This window comes from Paenibacillus sp. TSA_86.1 (genome assembly GCF_052691815.1).
Genome location: NZ_JBQZGE010000009.1, coordinates 88,338 through 111,212 on the forward strand (window position 1 = coordinate 88,338; position 22,875 = coordinate 111,212).

At 45.8% G+C, this 22,875-nt stretch carries 12 protein-coding genes and 1 pseudogene; 6 read left to right on the forward strand and 7 right to left on the reverse strand.

From position 1 onward, the window contains the following. Window positions 1–75: 75 nt before the first annotated feature. Window positions 76–1,845: a leucine-rich repeat domain-containing protein gene (locus ACUTVW_RS17775; RefSeq protein ID WP_445647016.1), complete on the reverse strand. Its 1,770-nt coding sequence runs from the start codon at window positions 1,843–1,845 to the stop codon at window positions 76–78. A 448-nt stretch (window positions 1,846–2,293) separates the two neighbouring features. After that, window positions 2,294–3,175: a GNAT family N-acetyltransferase gene (locus ACUTVW_RS17780; RefSeq protein WP_445647017.1), complete on the reverse strand. Its 882-nt coding sequence runs from the start codon at window positions 3,173–3,175 to the stop codon at window positions 2,294–2,296. 259 nt (window positions 3,176–3,434) lie between these two features. Here ACUTVW_RS17780 and ACUTVW_RS17785 point away from each other — a divergent pair, with 259 nt between their 5' ends. The 5 genes and pseudogenes from ACUTVW_RS17785 (at window position 3,435) to ACUTVW_RS17805 (ending at window position 16,356) form a co-directional block, all read left to right on the forward strand. After that, window positions 3,435–5,399: an ABC1 kinase family protein gene (locus tag ACUTVW_RS17785; protein WP_445647018.1), complete on the forward strand. Its 1,965-nt coding sequence runs from the start codon at window positions 3,435–3,437 to the stop codon at window positions 5,397–5,399. A 372-nt stretch (window positions 5,400–5,771) separates the two neighbouring features. After that, window positions 5,772–6,917 carry a response regulator gene (locus tag ACUTVW_RS17790; protein WP_445647019.1) on the forward strand — a complete coding sequence of 382 codons (1,146 nt, stop codon included), beginning with the start codon at window positions 5,772–5,774 and terminating at the stop codon, window positions 6,915–6,917. Then, window positions 6,917–9,970 (forward strand): hybrid sensor histidine kinase/response regulator, encoded by a 3,054-nt coding sequence (locus ACUTVW_RS17795; RefSeq protein ID WP_445647020.1) that lies wholly within the window; start codon window positions 6,917–6,919, stop codon window positions 9,968–9,970. Before ACUTVW_RS17790 ends, ACUTVW_RS17795 begins: the two co-directional genes overlap by 1 nt. 262 nt (window positions 9,971–10,232) lie before the next feature. Next, window positions 10,233–15,377: an S-layer homology domain-containing protein gene (locus tag ACUTVW_RS17800; RefSeq protein ID WP_445647021.1), complete on the forward strand. Its 5,145-nt coding sequence runs from the start codon at window positions 10,233–10,235 to the stop codon at window positions 15,375–15,377. Between the two features lie 154 nt (window positions 15,378–15,531). After that, window positions 15,532–16,356: pseudogene (locus tag ACUTVW_RS17805) on the forward strand (VanW family protein). 143 nt (window positions 16,357–16,499) lie between these two features. Here the strand turns inward: ACUTVW_RS17805 and ACUTVW_RS17810 are convergent. Further along, window positions 16,500–16,706, reverse strand: coding sequence for a DUF2536 family protein (locus ACUTVW_RS17810; protein WP_445647022.1), 207 nt, complete (start codon window positions 16,704–16,706; stop codon window positions 16,500–16,502). 112 nt (window positions 16,707–16,818) lie between these two features. Next, window positions 16,819–17,292 carry a DinB family protein gene (locus ACUTVW_RS17815; protein WP_445647023.1) on the reverse strand — a complete coding sequence of 158 codons (474 nt, stop codon included), beginning with the start codon at window positions 17,290–17,292 and terminating at the stop codon, window positions 16,819–16,821. A gap of 211 nt (window positions 17,293–17,503) precedes the next feature. On the opposite strand from ACUTVW_RS17815, the gene ACUTVW_RS17820 reads away from it, so the two are divergent. Next, entirely contained in the window at window positions 17,504–18,505 is a 1,002-nt protein-coding gene (locus tag ACUTVW_RS17820) for a tRNA dihydrouridine synthase (RefSeq protein ID WP_445647024.1), read from the forward strand. A gap of 328 nt (window positions 18,506–18,833) precedes the next feature. Here the strand turns inward: ACUTVW_RS17820 and ACUTVW_RS17825 are convergent, their stop codons facing one another. The 3 genes from ACUTVW_RS17825 to ACUTVW_RS17835 form a co-directional block, all read right to left on the reverse strand. Further along, a complete protein-coding gene (locus tag ACUTVW_RS17825) occupies window positions 18,834–19,520 on the reverse strand; it encodes a response regulator transcription factor (RefSeq protein ID WP_445647025.1) in 687 nt (228 codons plus the stop codon). After that, window positions 19,517–21,676: an ATP-binding protein gene (locus tag ACUTVW_RS17830; protein ID WP_445647026.1), complete on the reverse strand. Its 2,160-nt coding sequence runs from the start codon at window positions 21,674–21,676 to the stop codon at window positions 19,517–19,519. Before ACUTVW_RS17830 ends, ACUTVW_RS17825 begins: the two co-directional genes overlap by 4 nt. Window positions 21,677–21,800: 124 nt before the next feature. Further along, on the reverse strand, window positions 21,801–22,856 hold the full coding sequence (locus tag ACUTVW_RS17835; protein WP_445647027.1) for an ankyrin repeat domain-containing protein: 1,056 nt from the start codon (window positions 22,854–22,856) through the stop codon (window positions 21,801–21,803). Between the last annotated feature and the right edge of the window lie 19 nt (window positions 22,857–22,875).

Consider the following 22,875-nt stretch of genomic DNA (forward strand, 5'->3'; position numbering starts at 1 on the left):
AGAGAGGCCTTCGCCCCTCTTTAGTTTTTTTAATCACAGGAGTTTAAAAAATTCCATTTATATCTGTTCACTTGGCTAATATACCTTTACGTCCGTTCCAAGCACGGACGTGTTCTGCACCGAATTGCCGGATAGATATACTTTTTTCAGATTGGGCAGCTTGCTTAAGGTTTCCACAGTGGAAATGGCATTGTTCTCGAGATGAAGTTCTTCCATAGCTCGCCAGTTGCTCATAAATTCAAGTGAAGCCAGGTTGCTGTCTTGCAGGGTGAAAGAACGCAGCGCAGACAGTTTGGAAAAGTAAGGCATCATCTGGTCAATTTCACTGACGGAGTCATTGTTTATATTGAAATAGGGTTCCTCCAGGGTTAAATATTCAAGCACCTTGTTCTCCGCTCCTGCCTTTTGTTCGAAATTCAGCCTGCACTCCGAGCACACCAGCGATTTTACCTGCTTTAAACGAAATAAGGCATCACTTTCACTGTACAATGATGAATCATTAATGTTTAGTTTTTGTAAGCGAGATAAACTGTTCAGCGAGCTGAGTTGAGTGATTTCACTGATTTCCCAGAGGGAGAGTTGTTCCAGCTTTGGAAATTTGCCTAGGGCAACCAGATTTAACTCCCCGCTTCCGCCACGGATTGTCAGATTGGTTGTGGCAGGTGCCTTCAGCCCGGAGAGGAAGGAGCCAGGGATTTCTACCCTTCCTGCATTGGGTAATGTCAGCGCTTCTGCATTCTCGTAATAACCGGACAACGTTAATTCCCGCAATGAGGATAGACTATTTATGGCCTTTGTTGAACTAAGCTTGCTTAAGGAAGCCAAGCGCAGTTTGGTAATCGAGGTTTTAGCCGCTAACGGTTCCAGACTGGAAAAGTTTAAACTCTCGATGTCCAGCTTCTGTAGAGCAGGCATATTTTGCACAAAGTCTATGGATTTCACGTTGTTTAAATAGGAAAGCTGAAGTTCTTGAAGCTGGGTTAACGCATATAACGGTTGCAAGTCTGTGGTTTCACTGTAGTTGATGGATAAGGATGTCAGCCCGGTCATGGACGACAACCATCCCAGTTCATTGACAAATGTGAGCGACAGGGACTTGAGCGGCAGTTTGTTTAACAGGTGAAAATCCGTTATGGACTCATCGACATAAGTAATCGATAAAGAGTTCAGGTTAGGAAACTCAAGCAGTAAGGCTAATTCCTGATTGCTACGAAGCTGGGTAGTAAGATGCGTAATTTTAGATTTGTCACCAAAGTAGCCGGAAAACGAATTAAAGGATTCGTTAAAAGCACCACCATAACTTTTTAAGCCGGACATATGAGCAAATGTGGTTTGATCCGTCTGGGCAATTTCATAGGTTCCCGTCAGATCGAGTGCCGTCAGTCTCGTAAAGGCTTCAAAATCTCGCTGGTCAATCTCCTGTGTGTTCAATTTCTTGTCCTGAGTAACATAAGTGATCTTCTCAGCCTTTTCATCGCTGAAGGGATCGGAGAAGCTATAGGTAAACTGCCATTGGTCACTATCCAGATAATCTACGGTCAGATAGCGGACACGAGCGAGTTCCTCTTCTGTCGGCATGGCAGATCCTTTATCAAAGATATCTCGCAAAAAGGATAGCAGAACCTCGCTCTCAGGCATCTTGCGTACAGGCAGATTGGCTTCTGTCTTCTGAAGCGTGGAACTCGTACTGGAGTAAAGGTAAACACCGATGGCACCCGACAGGACTAACATCAGTATTAGTAATAGCCTTACGGAGACGTTCGGCTTTGGTGCTGCCTTAGGAGGCGTTCCGTGGTAATGATTAATGGTTTGGTCTACATAGTAGACATGATTTTGCTTCAACAAAAGCTCTGTCTCACAGTACGGACACTTTAAAACCTGCCCCTCCTTGTATTCAATTCTTCCGTTGCAATTGGGACAGTTTAACGGAATAAATGCCACGAATGCCTCCCCCTTCATGATGATAATTCTAAGATCTTGCTGCACTGCTTATCTAACATTCATTATATCGCTATCGCTTAGAGCTCAGAGCTTAGAGTTAGAGTTAAGAGTCTCTTTCTATGTTCAAACAATCCAATTATATTAACGGCCCGCATGAGTCTTTCTCTGGAGACCAATGATTTAGCATAGATGGCTGGGCCCACACACTAGTTTATCGTCCTAAAGTGTTACGTTCAATAACAGAATGAAGTTTCACATAACAAAGGAGCAGGGGAAACCTGCTCCTTTTTGGTCTGTTTTCAGTTAAAGAGTAGCTAGTTATGATGAAGATAATCATCATTTAAATATCCCACTAAGCGATAGATGTAACTGGATGTTTAACGCGTACAGGATAGATATGATCACCAGGTGTTCTTACAAATAAGCCCTCATCGGTCAGCGTACTTTTTAATTCGATATCTGTAACATCTGGAGTGAAATGAAACGTGATTTTTTCCGTATCCGAGTCAGCGATTTTATTCAGAATATCTCTCATATTGATTTCATTTAAGCTGACAACATCGAAGAGGTCGATATTGCTGTTTTCTTTCTGATAAATAACGATGACCTTTTCGTTTTCCAAATAATAAATATCATTAGTAAACACATTCAAGCAATAAAACATGAATATGCCAGGAGTGTGGTCGGTTGCAAACCGCTTGGAAACAGGCAGTCTTTGCGATGCGAATTGCTGAATAAGGCGAGCATCCTCTGCAATAGTTACATCTAGTTTCCGCAGGTTCGCAGATTCTACTGGGTTAGCTTTAAAATGAAAGTCCATTGAAAATAAATGTTCCTCTACAGCTTTGAACCCAAACTTGGGATAGAAATCAAGAACGGATTCATTGGCAAAAAGGTACATGAGATCGTACTTGTTTTCGTATTCCTCCAAAATGTTGTTCATTAAACGAGCAGATAGACCCTTTCCGCGGTAGTCGGGATGTGTCATCACCGTGCCAATTTGAATTGCTTTTTTCTTCTCTCCGTGGATGACCATTTCTAGGATATTCACAGATGCATTAGCAACAACCTGATCTCCATCTACAAACGAGAAAGGAATGTATCCTTCGCCCCAGCAACCCTGTTGGTACCAATTTTCAAAATGGATATCGAATGTACTCGCAGCGAGCTCGAAAAAACTTTCCCGAAGGGTGTCATTGTTTTTATAATTCTTCGTAAAGATCAAATTCTGCATGGTAAGTTCTCCTTGGCATTTTACTTTATGTATATTAATAAGTGCAATTCCCCTTACATTTCTACCAGATATTATTCAGCAATAGTTTCTAAATTCCTCCTTTTAACTTATAGAGAGGGAGAGAAGAGATATTCAACAAGCTTTGAAGAAGCTTTAGGACTTCCTGTTTGTAATCACAAAAGTCTCAGGTCTTTATGTATGACCAGGTATGTTATAGTGAGGGGGAGTCACTACCATTACATAACAGGTGGGATATAAGATGTTCTTTTTTGTTACATTGCTCGTGTGTTTCATTGTATTCATGTTGCTGACATCGTTCTTCAACAGGAAACATAAAGTGCTGATCTCGTTAGCCAGTGCTCTTGTGGTGAGCATGTTACTTCAGGTGTTGGAGCAATTTTATCTGAGCAGTATTTTGGTAGCGGCGTTTCTGGTTTACTTTATCATCGGGAATATCAATACTCTGAAAAGCAATCAACTGAAGCTGAGCTTGGCGGTATTATTCAGTACATCGATCGTAACGCTCGTCCTTTCTTTTACATATTTTAATCAAAAGACAGCACCACCAGATACCGAGATTCTTAGAGTCATGTTTATCTATTATCCGTTGCTTGTTATATTCATTGCTTGTTATGCCTATATGCTTCTTAACTTGTTTAATTTTAAAATATTGCAGGCGACCAATCCGCTCCTGTATATCTTGAATAAAGTCCGTGCGTTGCGACGGATGATGCATATGTTCTGGATTATTTCACGCAAAGGTTTGGCTCATTTGATTCAGCAGGATCATGCCAAACTGCCATATGTTATTGCTGAGGTACTGGATAACATGGGTGGTGTATTTGTCAAGTTTGCCCAAGTGTTATCGACCAAAAAGGACATGTTACCTGTAAACTACATCCAAGCTTTCTCCAGTTTACATGATCAGGTGAAACCGCTAAGCCCACAGGAGCTGAAAGCGATTATCGACAACAAGATTGGCAATATGGATGAAACGTATGAATCCTTTGGCATGGAACCCATAGCAGCCGCTTCGATTGGACAAGTCCATCTGGCGAAGCTGAAATTGGCGGGAGAGATGGTTGTTGTAAAAATTTTAAGACCTGATGTAAAGCAGAAAATGACGATCGATTTGGATATTTTAATCCAGTTTGTATCATGGCTATCCGAGCGCTCTGTCAAAATCAAAAGACTGGGATTAATTCAGCTTGCTGAAGGGTTCAAACAGAATTTGATCGAGGAAACGGATTTTGATATTGAAGCCTTGAATACGAATCTGATCCGCAAAGCATTCGAAGAACACAACATTCGTATCCGTGTCCCCGAAATCTATTCGGAGTATTCGACAAAGCAGATCTTAACCATGGAATATATCGAAGGAACCAGCTTCACAAAAACGGTGACAAGCGACGTTTCGGAGAGAGTGATGCACGCATTTTTGGATCAGATTCTGATGATAGGTATCTTTCATGCAGACCCGCACCCCGGAAATCTGATGCTGACCGCTGATGGAGAGGTTGCACTGATCGACTTCGGTTCGGTGGGTTACTTAACGGATGAAGAACGAGGCGGGATGTTAAGCTTCCTGATGGGATACAGCAATCGAGATACGAAAGAGATGGCGTATGGTTTGACACGAGTCTGTGAGGATGGGCATCTGCTGGATGAAAAGTTGATTGAACAGCGTCTGGGCCGACTTTTGTCTGAAGCGTCTTTCTCACCAGACCCGACAAGTGTCATGATGAAACGAATGATGTCCATGATCACGGAGATGGGGATGTCATTAAAACCTACGATTGCCGGAGCATTCAGAGCCATCATTACGTTGGATGGGACGCTGTCATCTGTAGATGATACGTACTCTTTATCCGCAACCAGTCAATCTTACGCAACCCATATGGACAAAGGACAAGTGGTCAAAGAGCGTTTATCGAAGGTCAAAGAGCAGATTGCGGACTACATTCCGAAGTTGTTGGAACTTCCTATTCTGAAGGACAATAAAATTATGATTGCTCGTGAGGAGAATCATTCACTACATGATTTTATGGGCACTCTGACAGTGGCGATCTTCACGGTAATCTGTATGGTTGTCATGCTTGCCAGCTTTGTGATGCAGGGTGAATCGATGCGATTTTTACTTGCTCCGTTATCTATATCTGGTTTTGGCGTAGGTATGATCATATTGATCATGGCTGTAATTAAACAGTTGAAGCCGAAGGTGTAAGTTTGCGAACACGCCCAACACCAGAGTTGCCCAAGCGGTGCCCAAAGATTTACTGAATAAGTTGTTGAATGATCTAGAAACCGCAACGTGAAGACGGTGACTGGAGCGATGAGCATGGCTTGAAGCATTGGCAGGCGTATCATACGATTTTTACGTTATCGGTGCTACGGAATTCTGAAAGATTGTAAATTAATGAATATTCTGTTCACAAAAATGAACGGCCTGAACCTACCTGAGTTCGGGTTATTTTTCTTTTTCAATAGTAGGACGATTTAATGCCTGTTCCATCTAAAATGATCAAGTCGAATACCCGATATGTATTATAATAAAAAGCGCCAACTTTAACATGAACGGAAAAGGAGATTGAAGCCGATGATACGTGTCATGTTGATTGACGATGAAGAAGCTGCACTCGATCTGCTTGAAATATTGCTTGGTCAGATTGGGAATGTGGAAATTGTGGGAAGATACTTGAACCCCATTCAGGCTCTAGATGACTTGGAAAAATTAACGGTAGATGCCGTATTTTTAGATATTCAAATGCCGGGTATGAAGGGGACACAAGCGGCTCGTCACATCCGAACGATGTTTCCTGAGATGCCCATCGTATTTACGACAGCCTATGCAGAATTTGCGGTAGAAGCATTCGAGATTGAATCAACGGATTATCTGTTAAAGCCTTTTACGACTAGCCGGTTGCAGAGTACGCTGGCACGCATCACAAAACATATGCAGGAACCTGCCAATCTGCAGGAACATAACAAAGGATCCATGCCGCTTGTACAGTGTCTTGGAGGTTTTCACATTATATGGCCTGGTGAATTTAACAAGGAAGTCGTGTGGAAAACGAAAAAGGAACGGGAGCTTTGCGCATTCCTGATCCACCATGAAGGGAAACGTGTTAACGCTCCCGTTATTATCGAGGCATTGTGGCCGGGGTACGATCTCGTAAAAGCCAAATCGTATCTGTACACCTGTCTGTCCTATCTTCGCAAAAGCCTGGTGGAGCACGGGGTACCGATCCATATTAGCAAAGGGAACCAGGGGTTCACCGCAGAACGGGATGAAATGTTAGTGGATGTCTCTTCATTTGAAAATATACTTAATCAAACACTATCCGAAGAGCTATTGAATGAGAGGGACTACGATCAGATGAATCAGATGTATACAGGTGACTATATGGAAGCTTGTGATTTTGGATGGGCAACTGCCAGACAATTGGAGATCAAATCGCAGTATGTGCGCGCACTTCGCAGATGGTATATGCATTATCGATGCCAAGATGAACTCTCGCTTGCAGCAGATAGCTTGCAGCGTGTACTGACGCTGGTTCCTGATTCCGAAATCGACGGCCGAGCGTTAATTCGGATTCATCTGGAACTCGGGAATCGAAGCGAGGCACATCGTGTATGTGTACAGTTGGAACATGCTGTTCGTGTACAGATGGGTACGGAACTGGAGGAAGAAACGATACTGTTGCTTCAGCAAACGATGGATAGATCGGAGCGCAGCGTTTGATGAGTCGAAAACTTATTGCAGTACTGATTACTATAGCGATGTTGTTTGCCACCTACGGGTTGCTGCTGACTTATTTTACAATAAATAAAAAAGCGATGCCGATTGCCACAAACGGAATCATGGATTTGAGGAACTGGAGTTTTGAAAGAGACGGTGTGATTCGTCTCGACGGACAATGGGCATTTTATCCGCATCGTTTACTCTTTAGCCATCCGCTCGGAACAGAGGGGAAAAGCGATCAACCCGCCACGTTCATTCAGGTTCCGGGAGCATGGTCCAAACAAATGGATACGCTGGGAACAGCAACCTATAGACTGAGGCTGCTCGTTACTGCGGACAGTACCGTATACGGATTGAAGACAGCATCTATCCTTATCTCCAACAGGCTGATTGTCAATGGACAAGTCGTAGGCTCCAGCGGGATGCCTGATCTGAAGGACAATTATTGGGCACTTAATAAGCCGTATGTCAGCTACTTTACGTTAAAGCCAGGATGGAATGATCTTCTCGTAGAAGTCGCCAATCATGAATTTCGGGTCAACAGCGGGATCGGTGAGTCGATTCAATTGGGTAAGGCGGATCAGATTTCGAGTATACGGGACCTCGCGACAGCTCATGACTGGATCGTGATCACAGCGTTCCTGATCATGGGCCTGTATTTCATCGGATTGTTTTCCCAGCGCAGGAATGATCATTCTCTTGTTGTATTTGGACTTGTCTGTGTATTTATCGCGGCATTTACAAGTGTCAGTGGAGAGAGAGTGCTGTTTGATGCCATTGGTCCGGTTCCATTCTGGCTATACTTCCGCATTCAGATGGTGCTGACCGTTGGGGTTGGTGCAGGATTTTTCCTGTATGTGTATACCGCATTTCGCCCTTACAGCTACAAATGGCTTACCAAAGGAGGGCTGGTCGCAGGTGCAACCTTGTTGCTTCTGCATATGGGCTTTGCAGCGCAGATCACCACAGGTCCATTCCGCCTTCTGACGTCTTTATATGTCACATTTGCTTTGCTGTATGCCACGTATGTGTTTGTCTACGCTGTTCTGAACAAGGTGGCTGGCAGCTGGTACCTCGCTGTAGCAGCCATGGCCTTGAACGCAATGGTGCTGAATCAGAATTTGAACGTTTACTTTGGCGTACCGATCTATTCTATTGCACCCGTCGAGCCATTTCTTGTACTGCTCATGCTTGCGTTGATGATGTCACTCCGCTTCTCCAACGCCTTCAAGAGAATCGAAGAGCTCTCGGGTCAGCTATTGGAAGCGGACAAACATAAGGACGACTTTCTGGCACGGACTTCACATGAATTCAAGACACCTCTTCACGGCGTAATGAATATATCCAGATCCATGCTTGAAGATGTGACGAATCCCCCGGGGATTGAGCAACGAGAAAAACTTCAATTAATGATTGATATTACGAGAAAACTGTCTCAGCTTGTCTACGATATTCTGGATTTGTCCAAGTTGAAGCAGGGTGAACTTCGAATCGAGCCGGCGGCTGTCGATGTGCGTTCAGTTGTGGAGATGCAGGTCCGTTTCTATGCATATCTATGTATGGAAAAAGAAGTAGAACTCCTCAATCAGGTGCCGACAGGTCTCCCTCATGCATATGGTGATGAAGCACGATTGAGCCAGATCGTCGGAAATTTGCTGGATAATTCCATCAAGCATACGGACAGCGGGACGATTGTGGTTAACGGGAGAGAGCACAGCGGTATGCTTCAGTTTGAAGTCCGGGATACAGGAGTGGGTATTCATCCGGAAGATCTACCGCATATATTCGAACCGTTCAAATCCATTGATAACACAGGGCGGCGGGGCACAGGTCTGGGTCTGTCCATTGCGAAGCAACTGGTTGAATTGCAAGGTGGAACGCTTCTTGTGAGTTCGACGCCGGGAGTGGGGACAAGCTTCACCTTCACACTGCCAGTGGCAGATCCAAATGGTAAATCCACCTGGACCTTGGACAATAGGGCTGTATCTTACGTACAACCTATGAAGACCGATTATTCGTTCCAAACCCCTTATGTTACCAATGCCGAAGGGAAACGCACCGTGTTAATTGTTGATGATCAGTACGTGAATCTGAAGGTTCTGCTGGATGCCTTGCAATCACTCGACTATCGTGTCATTGCTGTCAAGAACGGAGTGGAGGCTCTTCATGAGATTGAGCAACCGGGGAGGATCGATCTGGTTATTCTCGATCTGATGATGCCGGGCATGTCTGGATACGAAGTCTGCCAGGAAATCCGCAAGCGTTATTCCTTGTTGGAGTTACCTGTACTGATGGTCACTGCCGCATTTCAGCCGCAAGACAAAGTGGCGGCCTTCCAGGTTGGAGCCAATGATTATCTGCCCAAACCGTTTGATCTTGAGGAATTGAAAGCACGAATTGGCAGCCTGCTCGCCATGAAAGAGTCACTGGGACGAGCAGTAGATATGGAGGTTGCTTTTCTTCAATCACAGATCAAGCCACATTTTCTATATAACGTTCTCAACAGCATTGTGTCCTCCAGCTATACAGATGTGGAACGGGCACGGAACATGATTGTTTCCCTGGCTGATTACTTGCGGGGGAGCTTCCGGTTCAGTAATACGGATGAACGGATCGCGTTCGAAGAGGAGTTCAGCCTGATCCAAACGTATGTAGAGATCGAGAAAGCCAGATTCGGGGAACGCATCAGTTTCGATTATGACATACCTGAGGCTGCTTATCATGTGGCAATGCCGCCCCTACTGTTGCAACCGTTAGTGGAAAATGCAATTCGCCATGGCATTGGTGGTCAGATCAAAGGAGGCAAGGTCAAATTGACAGCGGTGTGTGCAGAAGGATATTGGTTATTCACCGTAACCGATGATGGAATCGGAATTTCTCGCGAGCAACAGCAACAGTTGCTTGAGCAAATTAAACCAAACAGCGAGCAAGGTGTTGGATTGCGAAATATTGACAAGCGGTTAAGATTTGAATATGGCACCGCGCTCGAGATTACAAGTGAGCCGGGGCATGGAACGAGTGTTGCTTTCCGTATTCCCGATGTGCAGCCCTGAGTAGCCTTTAATCGCAGCAATATGCCAGTAAGCAGAAATATGTAAGTAATAAGTATGAGTCCTATCGTATGAGCGATAGGGCTCGTTTTGTTTTTTGTTAAATAAACGTACGAATAAACAAAAAAGAATTCATCTGTCTCAGATTTTTGTTAGAAAAAGTCGATTTGTGTCATTATTTTAAGGTTTTTTTAAGGTATCTTCAGATATGCTGAGCTGAATGTATAGATGCAATAACAGAACGATACGATGGAGGGATCGAGACGTGGTATTTTCAGAGAGTACAACAGGGGAGAAATACAGCACTATTCGAAGAATGGCACATTTGTTTTTAGCCATGATTCTCTTGATACCATCTTTAATAGTTGGCGGTGACAAGACTCTGGCAGCGGCCAGTGGCTGGTCGATCATCGACGGGAGCGGAGCAAACGGGCTTAATGTAAATCAAGCGATGCCTGCTGAAACACCTGCAATAGTGGAGTGGAATGGGGAGATTTACGTCGCGTGGCGTGAGCGGATTCAGACAACTCCTGCCATCTACCAGATTAGGGTTAAAAAATTTAATGGGTCTGGCTGGGTGAGTATTGATGGGAACCAGCCAGTATACGGTCTAAATGCCGATATTAACAGAGATGTTGGAAATCCTGATCTGGCAGTGTATAACAACGCTTTGTACTTGACCTGGATGGAAAAGAACGCATCTTATAAGGATCAGGTCCGAGTTAAAAAATACGACGGCACCATGTGGACGAATGCAGAAGGCGGGTCCACTACTGGAATCAACGTGAATCCTGCAGCAAATGCTTTGGGTCCCAAGTTGACTCCTTATAAAGGTGAGTTATACGCAATGTGGACAGAAGACGCTAAAATGCGTGCCAAAAAGTATAACGGTACCACGTGGACAAGCATAGATGGTGGAGGAACGGGGGGACTGAACATCAACCCTTCCAGTGGGGCTGGGACCCCAGTAATGACTGTGATGGGAGATGATTTATACGCAGCGTGGTATGAGATGATGAGCGGTCCCAGTTATCAATTACGTGCTCTAAGGTATGACGGATCAAACTGGGTGGTGGCCGACGGAGGGGTGGGGTTAAATAGATCTTCCACAAAGTTCCCAATTAATCCCTCTCTTGCGGTCATGAATGATATCTTGTACATGGCATGGACAGAACCGATAGATCGAACGGACGAGCAAGTTCATGTGAAAAAGTTTGAAGGTGGTGTCTGGTCGAGTATTGACGGCGACGGTAACAATGGAATAAGCGTGACTCCGGGAGCACGCAGCAACACTGTCAAGTTGGTAACATTAAACAACCAATTATATGCTGTGTGGTCCGAAAATAGTGGAAGTGTAGTCGGCACGGTACCTATTTTCAAAATCCGTGTGAAAAAATATGATGGTAACGGATGGACACTGGCTGAAAGTGGGAGAAATGGTGGTTTAAATGCATCGGCAAGCAGAACGGCAGTTACACCTTCTGTTGTGCCAATGAACGGAGCGCTCTATGCCGTATGGAGTGAGAATGATCGATCCGTGACGAATGTAAGGGCTGCGGGGTATATACCACCACCCCCGCCTAGTGTTAACGGTGTTACCGTTAGCCCGGTTACAACCAGTATGCAGCAGGGTGTGAACAGACAGCTGACGGCTGTGGTGGATGCAGTGGGTGAAGCTGCAACAACGGTGACGTGGAGCAGTAGCGACGCAACGAACAAGGTAACTGTGGATTATGGGGGAGTAGTGAGGGTTGCTCGGGATGCAACGCCAGGTGATTACTTGATTACGGCAACTTCCACATATGATAACAGCAAAAAAGGAACCGCTACGGTGACGGTGACTTATGCACCCGCTGTAAACAGTGTTACTGTGAACCCCGGCACGGCCAGCCTGATACAAGGGGGGAGTACACAGCTTACGGCTACTGTGGCATCCGTAGGGGGAGCACGAACAACAGTGACGTGGAGCAGCAGTGATACGAACAATAAGGTTACCGTAAACGGGACGGGCAATGTGACCGTTGCAGCGGATACGCCGCCGGGGGATTACACGATTACGGCGACCTCCACGTTTGATACCAGCAAAAAAGGATCAGCGGTCATTACGGTGGCATATGCACCTGCAGTGACTAGCATTACTGTTACCCCGGATAACGATAGCATGATGCAGGGAGAGAGCAGACAACTTGCGGCAACGGTCAACGCGGTGGGCGGGGCTGCAACAACGGTGACATGGGTCAGCAGTGACGCAGATAACAAGGTTGCAGTGAGTAATACAGGTGAGGTTACTGCTGCATCCGATGCCGTACCTGGACTCTACTCTATTACAGCAATCTCAACTGTAGACAGTAGTAAATCAGCTACAGCAACCATTACCGTGACATATGCACCCGCCGTCAACGGGGTTACCGTTACTCCTGATCCTGCAAGCATTGTTCAAGGAGATAGCTTGCAGCTGGGAGCCAGCGTGGACGTCGTTGGCGGAGCTTCGACGGAGGTAACATGGAGCAGTAGCGACCTTAATGGTAAGGTGCTGGTTAGCAATACAGGCAATGTAACGGTCGCTTCCGATGCGGTGCCAGGCAATTACATCATTACGGCAACCTCGGTGGAAGATAACAGCAAAGCAGGTACATCCACTGTGACAGTGACGTATGCGCCAGCCGTTCAGGGAATCAGTATTCAGCCGGACAGTGCCCGTGTGGTACAAGGAAGAGGCAAGCAACTTGCCGCGACTGTAACTGCCGTTGGTGGAGCAGATGAAACGGTGAATTGGACAAGCAGTGACTCCAGCGGCAAGGTAACGGTGAGTAATGCAGGTTACGTAAGCGTGGCCATGGATGCCGCACCAGGAGACTATACGATTACGGCAACCTCAGTGTACGATTCTTCCCAAACGGCAACAGCAACAATCAAGGTAACGTATGTTCCAGCCGTGAACAGTGTAGTTGTAACCCCAGTTACGGCGAGTCTCATGCAGGGAGAGAGCAGACAACTGGCAGCCAACGTGGATGTTACAGGCGATGCCGATGTGAGTGTGACGTGGAGCAGTAACGACACCACAAGTAAGGTTGGCGTAAATGATACGGGTTATGTTACGGTAGCCGCCGATGCAGAGCCGGGTGAATATATCATTTCCGCGACCTCTACAGAAGATAGTAGCAAAAAAGGAACCATGATCCTTACGGTCACGGCCGCTCCGACCTATACGATTGCTGGAATTGAAGATCAGACATTACAATCGGTGTTGCTCGGTTATGATTCGGGTTCTCAGGAGATGATTACAGTGCCTGTTCAACATACCGGAACAGGCAAATTAGTTAATCTGTCGGCATCTCTTGGCGGTAATGATCCAGACGCTTTTACCATCACGCAGCCCATGGTTGAATTGGAAGCTGGTGATAAGACAAGTTTCAATCTGCATGCCAAAGACGGATTGTCAGCAGGAACATATACGGCTACGGTTACTTTGAAGTCGGATCATATGCCGCCTGTGACTTTCAACGTCACACAAGCGGTAAACTTACCGAATGTACCAGCTAATCCTCGCCATCTGACAGCAGAGAGTGGGGACCGCAAAGTCACGCTAAAATGGGATATGGAACCTGATGCCACGCAATATCGAGTTTATATGGCAACGGATGCTGATCCGAATAATAGGGTGGAAGTGACTGCCAATGCTTCGTCACCCTACACAATCCCTGATTTGGTTAATGGTACCCCCTACTACTTTGTGGTAAAAGCAGAGAATGTGGGAGGGTTGAGTGAAGCTTCTAATTTGGTTCGTGCCATTCCTTCGGATATGCCAGGTGTACCAACGGATGTAATCGCAACTCCGGGTAACGGACAAGCTGTCTTGAAATTTACAGCACCGACGGATGACGGTGGTAGCCCAATCACGGGTTATGAAGTAACCGTATCGCCAGGAGACAGGAAAGTCACAGGTAATGCCAGCCCAATCACTATTACCGGATTAAGTAATGGAACAAGTTATTCCTTTACAGTGAAAGCAATGAACGGAGCAGGTAAAAGTGCAGAATCAGCCCCATCCAATGCGGTTGTTCCATTAGCTACCTCTGTACCGTCTAACAATTCGCCGGGCACACCACCTACAGCGACTGCAACTGGGCCGTCTACGACACCAGTACAGCCAGCAACGACGGGGGTAGACATTCTGGTGAACGGCAAGGTGGAGAATGCTGGACAAGCGACGGTAACCAAGCGAGACCAGCAAACGGCTCTGACCATTGTAGTTGATCAGAAAAAACTCAATGACAGATTAGCAGAGGAAGGGCGAAATGCGGTAGTCACTATCCCGATCAATCGTTCGTACGATATTTTTGTAGGCGAGTTAACGGGTGAAATGATTCGGACCATGGAGGAGTATGAAGCTGTCCTGGAATTCAAAACGGATCAGGCTTCATACATGGTTCCTGCCAGTCAGATTCGTATTGCGGAATTAGCTAATCAGGTTGGAGGAACCGCTGATTTGCAAGCGCTCAAGGTGCAAGTTGAAATTGCATCCCCAACAGCTGCAGAACAGAACATTGTGGAGCGGGCAACAGCGCAAAATGAGCTAACGCTTGTGGCTCCGCCACTGAACTTTGTGGTTAACGCCTCCTACGGAGAGAAATCTGTCGAAATCAAAAAATTTGATGCTTACGTCGAAAGATCGATTGTTATTCCAGACGGCGTTGATCCAAACAAAATCACGACAGGTGTTGTTGTGGAGCCAGATGGGTCTGTACGTCACGTACCGACCAAAGTTCGGAACAATAACGGACGATATGAAGCTCAGATCAACAGCTTGACCAACAGCACCTATGCTGTGGTATGGCATCCACTGGAATTCAGTGATGTTGTGCATCACTGGGGCCAAAATGCAGTCAATGATATGGGCTCACGGATGATTGTGGAAGGATTCAGCAATGGCACTTTCAATCCAGATCAAGCAGTTACCCGTGCCGAGTTCGCAACAATGGTTATTCGTGGTTTAGGACTTCGAGTGGAGAGTGGAAATACAGCTTTCTCAGATGTCCAATCCGGACACTGGTATAGTGGGACTATTCATGCAGCACATGCCTATGGTTTAATTAATGGTTTTGACGATGGTACCTTCCGTCCAGATGACACCATCACCCGGGAACAAGCGATGGTGATTCTGGAGAAAGCGATGCAGATTACCGGACTCCGAGTCAAACTGAACAACGAATCGCCCGAATCAACACTTCAGGGCTTCGATGATGTAACAGCGGTATCCCCTTGGGCACGCAGTGGTGCAGTGGACAGTGTGAAGGCAGGACTTGTGCAAGGCCGAAGCCAATCTTTGCTGGTACCACAGGGCAAGATGACCCGTGCCGAGGTTGCGACTATGCTGCAGCGCTTGTTGCAAAAATCGGATCTAATCTAATGCAAAAGCAGAACATGGGCTTTATGAGCCTATTGTTCTGCTTTTTTTATACGGGATTCAACGGGGGGATTTCTTTCATTTTAGTAAGCAAACTGTAAGCCTGTCGTAACCCAATGCACAATGGAAACGTCATAATATGGTCAAAGGAGGACTGATGCAATCCATGAACAAACCCATTCCGAGATCCAAGCTGCGGTTGATGTTAGGGAAAACATATTATACTTGGCGAAGGTATGCGAGGTGGCTGGTTGACGGTACTTCATTTGCAAAAACCTTCTCAGCTGAAAAGCTTCCACATGTTGTGTTTCATCATGAAACACCCACCCTTCGAAAGCTGAAGGACGTTGATATGTGGCTTCAGCATAACAAAGAAATTAATCTGTCGATCGCGATCGGGCGACTCCATGGACTTATCCTGCGACCGGGTGAAATGATGTCTTATTGGAAGCTGATCGGCAAAACGACAGTGCGCAAAGGTTATGTTCCGGGGATGATATTATTTTATGGCGGCTTCAAACCAGGGGTTGGCGGAGGGCTTTGTCAGCTCTCAAATCTTATTTATTGGATGACACTTCACACACCGCTCACTGTTGTGGAGCGTCATCGGCATAGTTATGATGTTTTCCCGGACTCTAATCGTACGCAGCCGTTTGGCAGTGGGGCAACGTGTGCGTACAACTACCTGGATCTGATGATCTCCAATCCTACGTCAATATCCTACCAGCTTCATCTGGAGTTGAAAGATCATGTGTTACGAGGGGAATAGCGTGCAGAAGAGAAAGCGATGTATTCTTATGAGATCTATGAAAAAAAGCACCGCATCCAGCAGCAGCATTGGGGAGGTTATGTAAGGAATAATGTTTTACATCGGCGTGTTTTTAATCCAGAGGGCGAGTTAATTAAGGATGAATTTATCACGGAAAACAATGCACTTATGATGTATTCTCCCTTACTCACTGAATCCGTGATAAGTGGTTAGTTGTGTGCTAATCCTGTGACGGATGGAGCTTTATATATAAAATATAAAATTCATAAATACAACGAGCAGGTTTCTCTTGGATAACCTGCTCGTTGTGCTCCATTCGATATCGCGTAATCCCGCACGAACTTCGCATGAACCCATCAAGCCATAGCAAAATGTACGACGGCACTATAGAGCATTTTATTACGAACAGGATCGAACGTAACTTGGTGATGAACCAGCTTTACGCGCAAAAGTAGAGCTTTGTTCATGCTGATGCGGTCATCAATTGCTCGTTCCAGTTCCTGAAAATCATAAGCTTGAAGACATTCAACCTTGTCTTTGATCATATCCAGTGAAATTTCCATATGTGATGTAGACCTCCATTGTATACAATTGGCCCAATCCAGCGCCTGCCGAGATTAATTGTAGCCGAGCCTTTGGGGATCAGCAAGGTGAAGATCAGGAAACCACATGAGATTATTTTATTTTGGACAAATTCATTTTGGGAGGAATGGTTCCGAGGAGTCTTGCGATTTTCGTAATCTGCCCTCGATGATGAAATTCATGGGTTGTGCAATGTGTAAATAGCCATAATTCGCTTAATTCAGCGGTTTCACTCATCCAACTAGCTTGAATATCGATGTCCCAGTTGTCTCTGAAATGATGGAGAAATTCATCAACCAGCAAATCTGTCTTTGCAAATAATGCACGCATTTCTTGTACATCTCTGATGGATTCTGGCTTTAACTTTGGAATGGTTCGTCCGAGACCACGGACGCCTAACCATACGCGATAACAATCTGTGACATGAACATGCAGGTTACGGATGGATTCTCCGCCTAATGCGTTGGCGGTTTGCAAATAAGCTGCAGGGGACATCGTCTCACACATCCGGAAGAGGGACTCTCTTGTTCGTTTAATCATTTCGTATTGACTCGTTAGTATATCCATTTTCATTAATCTCCTTTATAAGTGGCTACCAATCACTTTTTAATTAAAGATTAAACATATCTATAATATCTCTGATATAAATTAATGTCAAATATATTCCGTTTTACAGGAGAAGTATGCTTCTTTCAGGGGTATGATATAATTGTTCTACAGATGTTTGGCTATTTTCGGGATAAATCATTTCCCTAGTATGCATAGAGAGGTTTTGGATATGACGAAAGACAATTTTTGGCGTGAATTGCCACGACCATTTTTCATACTTGCGCCGATGGAGGATGTGACGGATGTGGTATTTCGGCATGTCGTCAGTGAGGCGGGAAGACCGGATATATTTTTTACCGAGTTTGCGAATTCGGAAAGTTACTGCCACCCGGAGGGGAACAAAAGTGTGCGTGGACGGTTAACGTTTACTGAAGATGAACAACCCATTGTAGCTCATATTTGGGGAGACAAACCGGAGTTCTTTCGCGAGATGAGCATCGGCATGGCGAAGGAAGGGTTCAAAGGCATCGATATTAATATGGGCTGTCCTGTAGCCAATGTAGCGGAAAACGGCAAAGGAAGTGGCTTGATCTGCCGACCTGCGCTTGCCGCGGAGATTATTCAAGCGGCGAAAGCCGGAGGCTTACCGGTCAGCGTGAAAACAAGGTTGGGTTTCACCGAGGTCGATGAGTGGCGCGACTGGTTAACTCATATTTTGCAGCAGGACATCGTGAATCTGTCCATTCACCTGCGCACAAGAGAAGAAATGAGCAAGGTGGATGCCCACTGGGAGTTGATTCCCGAGATCAAAAAACTGCGGGATGAGATCGCACCGAATACGCTGCTAACCATCAACGGGGATATCCTAGGCCGTGAAGCCGGCCTGAAACTGGCAGAGCAGTACGGTGTGGATGGCATTATGATTGGACGGGGTATATTCCAGAATCCGTTTGCTTTTGAGAAGGAGCCGAGGGAGCATACCACAGAGGAGTTCCTTCACCTGCTGCGGTTGCATCTGGATCTGCATGATCGGTATTCTGAGCTGGAACCACGTTCGTTCAGCCCGCTGGCGCGTTTTTTCAAAATCTATGTCCGTGGATTCCGCGGTGCAAGTGAGCTGAGAGGTAACTTGATGAACGCCAAAACTACCGCTAGAGTACGTGAGTTACTCGATGAGTTCGTAAGGAAGGAACAGATAGAGAAGGCGGAGGCGGAAGAAAAAAGTATTTGAAATCGCCCATAGTATACCTTTGTTGCCGGAAATTGTAATTGAAGGCGGCACTTCCGGTGTCTCATAACAGGAGAATACGTCGGAATGGAGAGTTATCCATTTTCAAATCGCTCAAGCGGGATGACCGCTTGGGCTTCTTTTTATATGCAGAAATAACTGCATTAAAGGATAACTCTTTTTTTATTTTCTGCAAAATAAAAAGACGTTACCGGAAGGGTCAATCACATCGACCAGGTATTCCAGTACACGTCCTGCGCTTATCACGACAACATGCGGCTAAAGTTTGGTGCCGGGCCAGCAAATCGCTGAGTTAAAGCTACGGAAATGGTTATGACGAGGTCAACATGTAGCCGGCTCCCCGAATCGTAATAATTCTCTCTGGATGGAGAGGATCATCCTCGATTTTTTTTCGCAGATTACTGATATGTACAGCAACTGTTCTCGTATCCTCCAGACTTTCCATGCCCCAGACGAGATTGAACAACGTATCGACAGAGATGACCCGATTCACATGTTGTGCCATATAGGAGAGGAGACTAAATTCTTTTTTGGATAAAAAGATCGGTTTATTGCCTATGTTGACGGACTGTGCATAGAAATCCAGTGTCATTCCTGGTAACTCCAACAGTTGTTCCCGTCTGCTTGTCGATACTCTGCGAAGGTGGGCCTTGATTTTGGCCATGAGCACGCCCGGACTGAACGGTTTGGTCACATAATCGTCGCCGCCATCGGTCAATGCACTGATCTTTACCTCATCTTCCTCACGACTGCTCAAAAACAAGATCGGAGCATCGGTATAGACCCGTGCGTTCCTGCACCAGTCAATGCCGCTTTCATTCGCAAGCATCACATCCAGCACAATCAAATCCGGGTTAAACGATGTCAGCAGCTGCATGGCTTCTGTCCCGGTGTGGCTATATGAGGAACTAAAACCTTCTCGTTCACAATACGCCTGAACAATCTCGCATATATGGGGATCGTCATCGACGATCATAATTTTGTACGTGTCCTTCATGCTGTCACCTTCCTGCTTTTTGAATACAGTGGCAGCGATATATAAAATATCGATCCCGTCTGGCCATCGCTATCCGCTTGAACGATCCCTCCATGCGCTTGCACAATTTCCCTGCAAATCGCGAGTCCGAGTCCGCTGCCCTCTACTTTCATGTCTGTGCTCGGCCGATCATATCTGTAATTGCGATCAAAGATTTGCTCGAGTTGATCCGGGGGAATACCCATGCCAGAGTCTTGTACACTAATGATCACACAGGGGTGATCTTCTGTCTCGTCCACGGCTAGAGCAAGACGTATCCTTCCACCAGTAGAGGTGAACTTCATCGCGTTGGATACGAGATTAAACAACGCCTGCTCTAATCTTTGCTCATCGATCTCAATGATCGGAGAGTCAGCGCGTTGATCGTCCCCTTTTCCGATGTCCAGTGTGAAATCCAATCCTGCATCAAGCACAACCAGCTCATATTGTTCAAAAAAACCACGTAAGAATTCGGCTGCATGAACCGGCTCCATTTGGTATTCAACTTGTCCCGTCTCAAGATGTGACAGGTAGGACAACTCCCCGATCATATGATTAATCCGTATCGTGTTATCACGGATATACTTCAGGTACTGTTCGTTGCGTTCCGGCTTCACCATGTCTTTTACAGCCTCGACATAACCAAGCATGCTGGACAGAGGCAAGCGTAAATCATGCGTGATATAGGCAAGCAGCTTCTTTCTTCCATGTTCTGAGCGGAGTAACTGCTCATACGATGTATGCAGGTCTTCATGAGCTGTGGATAATGCATGTGTTCGTTCCTTCACGAGTTGCTCCAGATTGGTATTCATATCCGTTAGCCTGTCATTCGCTTCTTGCAGCTCACGGGCAATCCGTACCTCGTTTGTTGCGGCCCTTGTGAATCTGGAAGAAAGCAGAATCAGCTGTGCAATCGTAAATATTAACAGACCCACCGGTGATGTATTTCCGATTGGCGACCACTCATTGTAATATAAAAAGTCGTTAATCACCGTAACCAAAGCAACCACGGATACGAGCAGGAAAATCAGAGCCCCCTCCATATGCTGCATAGCTGCTTTGGCTAACCCAACCATCAGATAGGCCATATGAAGAACAACGACCGCACCAATCAACATTAACATTCTGGTATAGATCAGTGCAGGGGTTACGACAACAACCAGGCAGAGTAAGCCAGTTGCGATCCGGCTGCCAAGACGGAACCATCGCGAGACATAATTCGGGAAAATACATTCAAAATACTTGGTAATGATATAGCCGCCAAGAGAAAGAGTCAGATACTCCATTTTGAACTGCAATTCCCACGGGAAATCAGGGAAAAATTGTGTGAACATCAGCTCGCCATTCAGCATGGATCGGATGCCAAACAACAGGGTAAACAGACCAAAGTATAACGGTGCTCTGTCCTGACGGCGGAGCAAGAACAACATCAGATTATATATGCCAATGACGAGCAGACTTGCCGTTATAAACATGTCTGTGGCAACATTCAGTTTAGTCTGGACCGTTAATACGTTACTGCCACCTAATTCTATTTCCTTGGTGATACCGCCACGATTATGATAGAAATTTGATACTTGTATCACCAGTTCTACCGTGTCGCTCTTGGGCTGGAAGAACACCAGTCTTGTTGCCAATTGCGGTGTCATGTCACTTTTATCCTGACTAACCGTACCGGCTGCTGTCAGCAGTTCTCCATTTACCCATAGTTTATATGCATGGAAAATGGTAGGGAGCCGCAGCGCAAGTCGCTCATTGCTGTCCTGCTCGCTAAGCTTAATGAGCAGACGAAAAGTGGCAAAGCCTTCTCCTGTCAGTTCTTGACCATCTAATCGGTAGCCTAACCATGATCCAGGGATATTGATATATCGATCAGACTGTCCACCCATTTCGATACGATTTCGTATATCCTCAGGCGAAAGCAACGCATGCCAGTAAAATGTCCATTCTCCCTCTAACTTTACAGGATTCGTACGAATATGATCCTGAGTTAAATCGAGCATGCCTTGTTCGCTTCGAACGGGAGGGGATTCTGGTGAAGACATGATGACGTAGCTTATAGCCATACCGATACAAATAACAAAAGTGATGTGAAGCAAGATCGTACGAGAACTGACTCGCAGAATATCCCTGATCATGAAGTCGACCCCAATCTACAAAATTCGCTATAAATATCTGAATATCTTCATGATAGCATCAACAAAAGAAAAAGTGTGAGTAGTTGAGATGAAAACTTCAAGATAGGGTTGATTCTTATTGAATTCAACGTTTATATTCCGGCTGTACCAATGCGACCGGATAAGGATTATCCAGCACCCATAACACAGCTAGCTCACTTAATCGGGCAGGTGCATCATAATCCGATCCATTGCGTAGCCTGTGTGCCAAGTCGTGTACCTCTTGTAAGAGAGTTGGGTTTAGTGGAGTACCTGCGCCTAAGTGCTGAACCAGGGTAGCCAGCATCTTCCGATAATCTGCATCCCAGTTTCCACCACCGTTGCGCAATACTTCATCAGAGATGCGCCCTGTAATACGAATGACCTCGCCCTGAACCGTCGGGGCGTGACCCTGCGGAGGAATGAGATAAGCCCACAGCTCTTGATGCTGCTCGGACCAATGATCTGCCTTTACATGGATGGGGCTTGTTCCATCATGCATGATCCGATTGGCCACAGGTTCAACATCAAATTGTCGGTACAACTTGTCCAGTGCGTCCGACACTTCATCAACCTTGTCTTTATTATAATTTTCGCGGACGAATTCAAAATCCTTGCCAACTCGTTTCACCGACTCCTTCATTGCCGGGGTGATCGTTGCTCCGGCATTCAGTAGCATGGAGGAAATCTCTGACATGTTCACAATATCGCTATTCCGGCAATTGACTAATCCTTTTGCTAGTGGGGTATTTCCCTGTTTATTTGCCACGTTGACCTCAGCCCCGCGGCTTATCAGCGCTTGAACCACCTGTGTTCTATATGAATTCACTGCTGCATGCAAAGGGGTTTCATTGGAATAATCTACTGCATTCAGATCGGCACCGCGTTCAAGGAGAAGTGTTACGTTCCCCGACCAATGTGAGGCATGAGCATGCAAGGGTGTACGCTGGTATTTGTCACGGGCATTCAGATCGGCCCCTTGCTCCGCCAGCCAGTGAATAATCTCATCTGGAATATGCCGAAAGCTAAGCGCGGTGCCTTTGCTATAACCCCCGATTGCATCCCATTCGCAATGTTCAAAAACTTCTTTTATCGCATGAATATCTTGATTCTTAAAAAGCTGCTCCAGATTAGCAGGTAATGTAGTTTGCTTCTTTGTCATTAATATCTCCCTCTCCTTA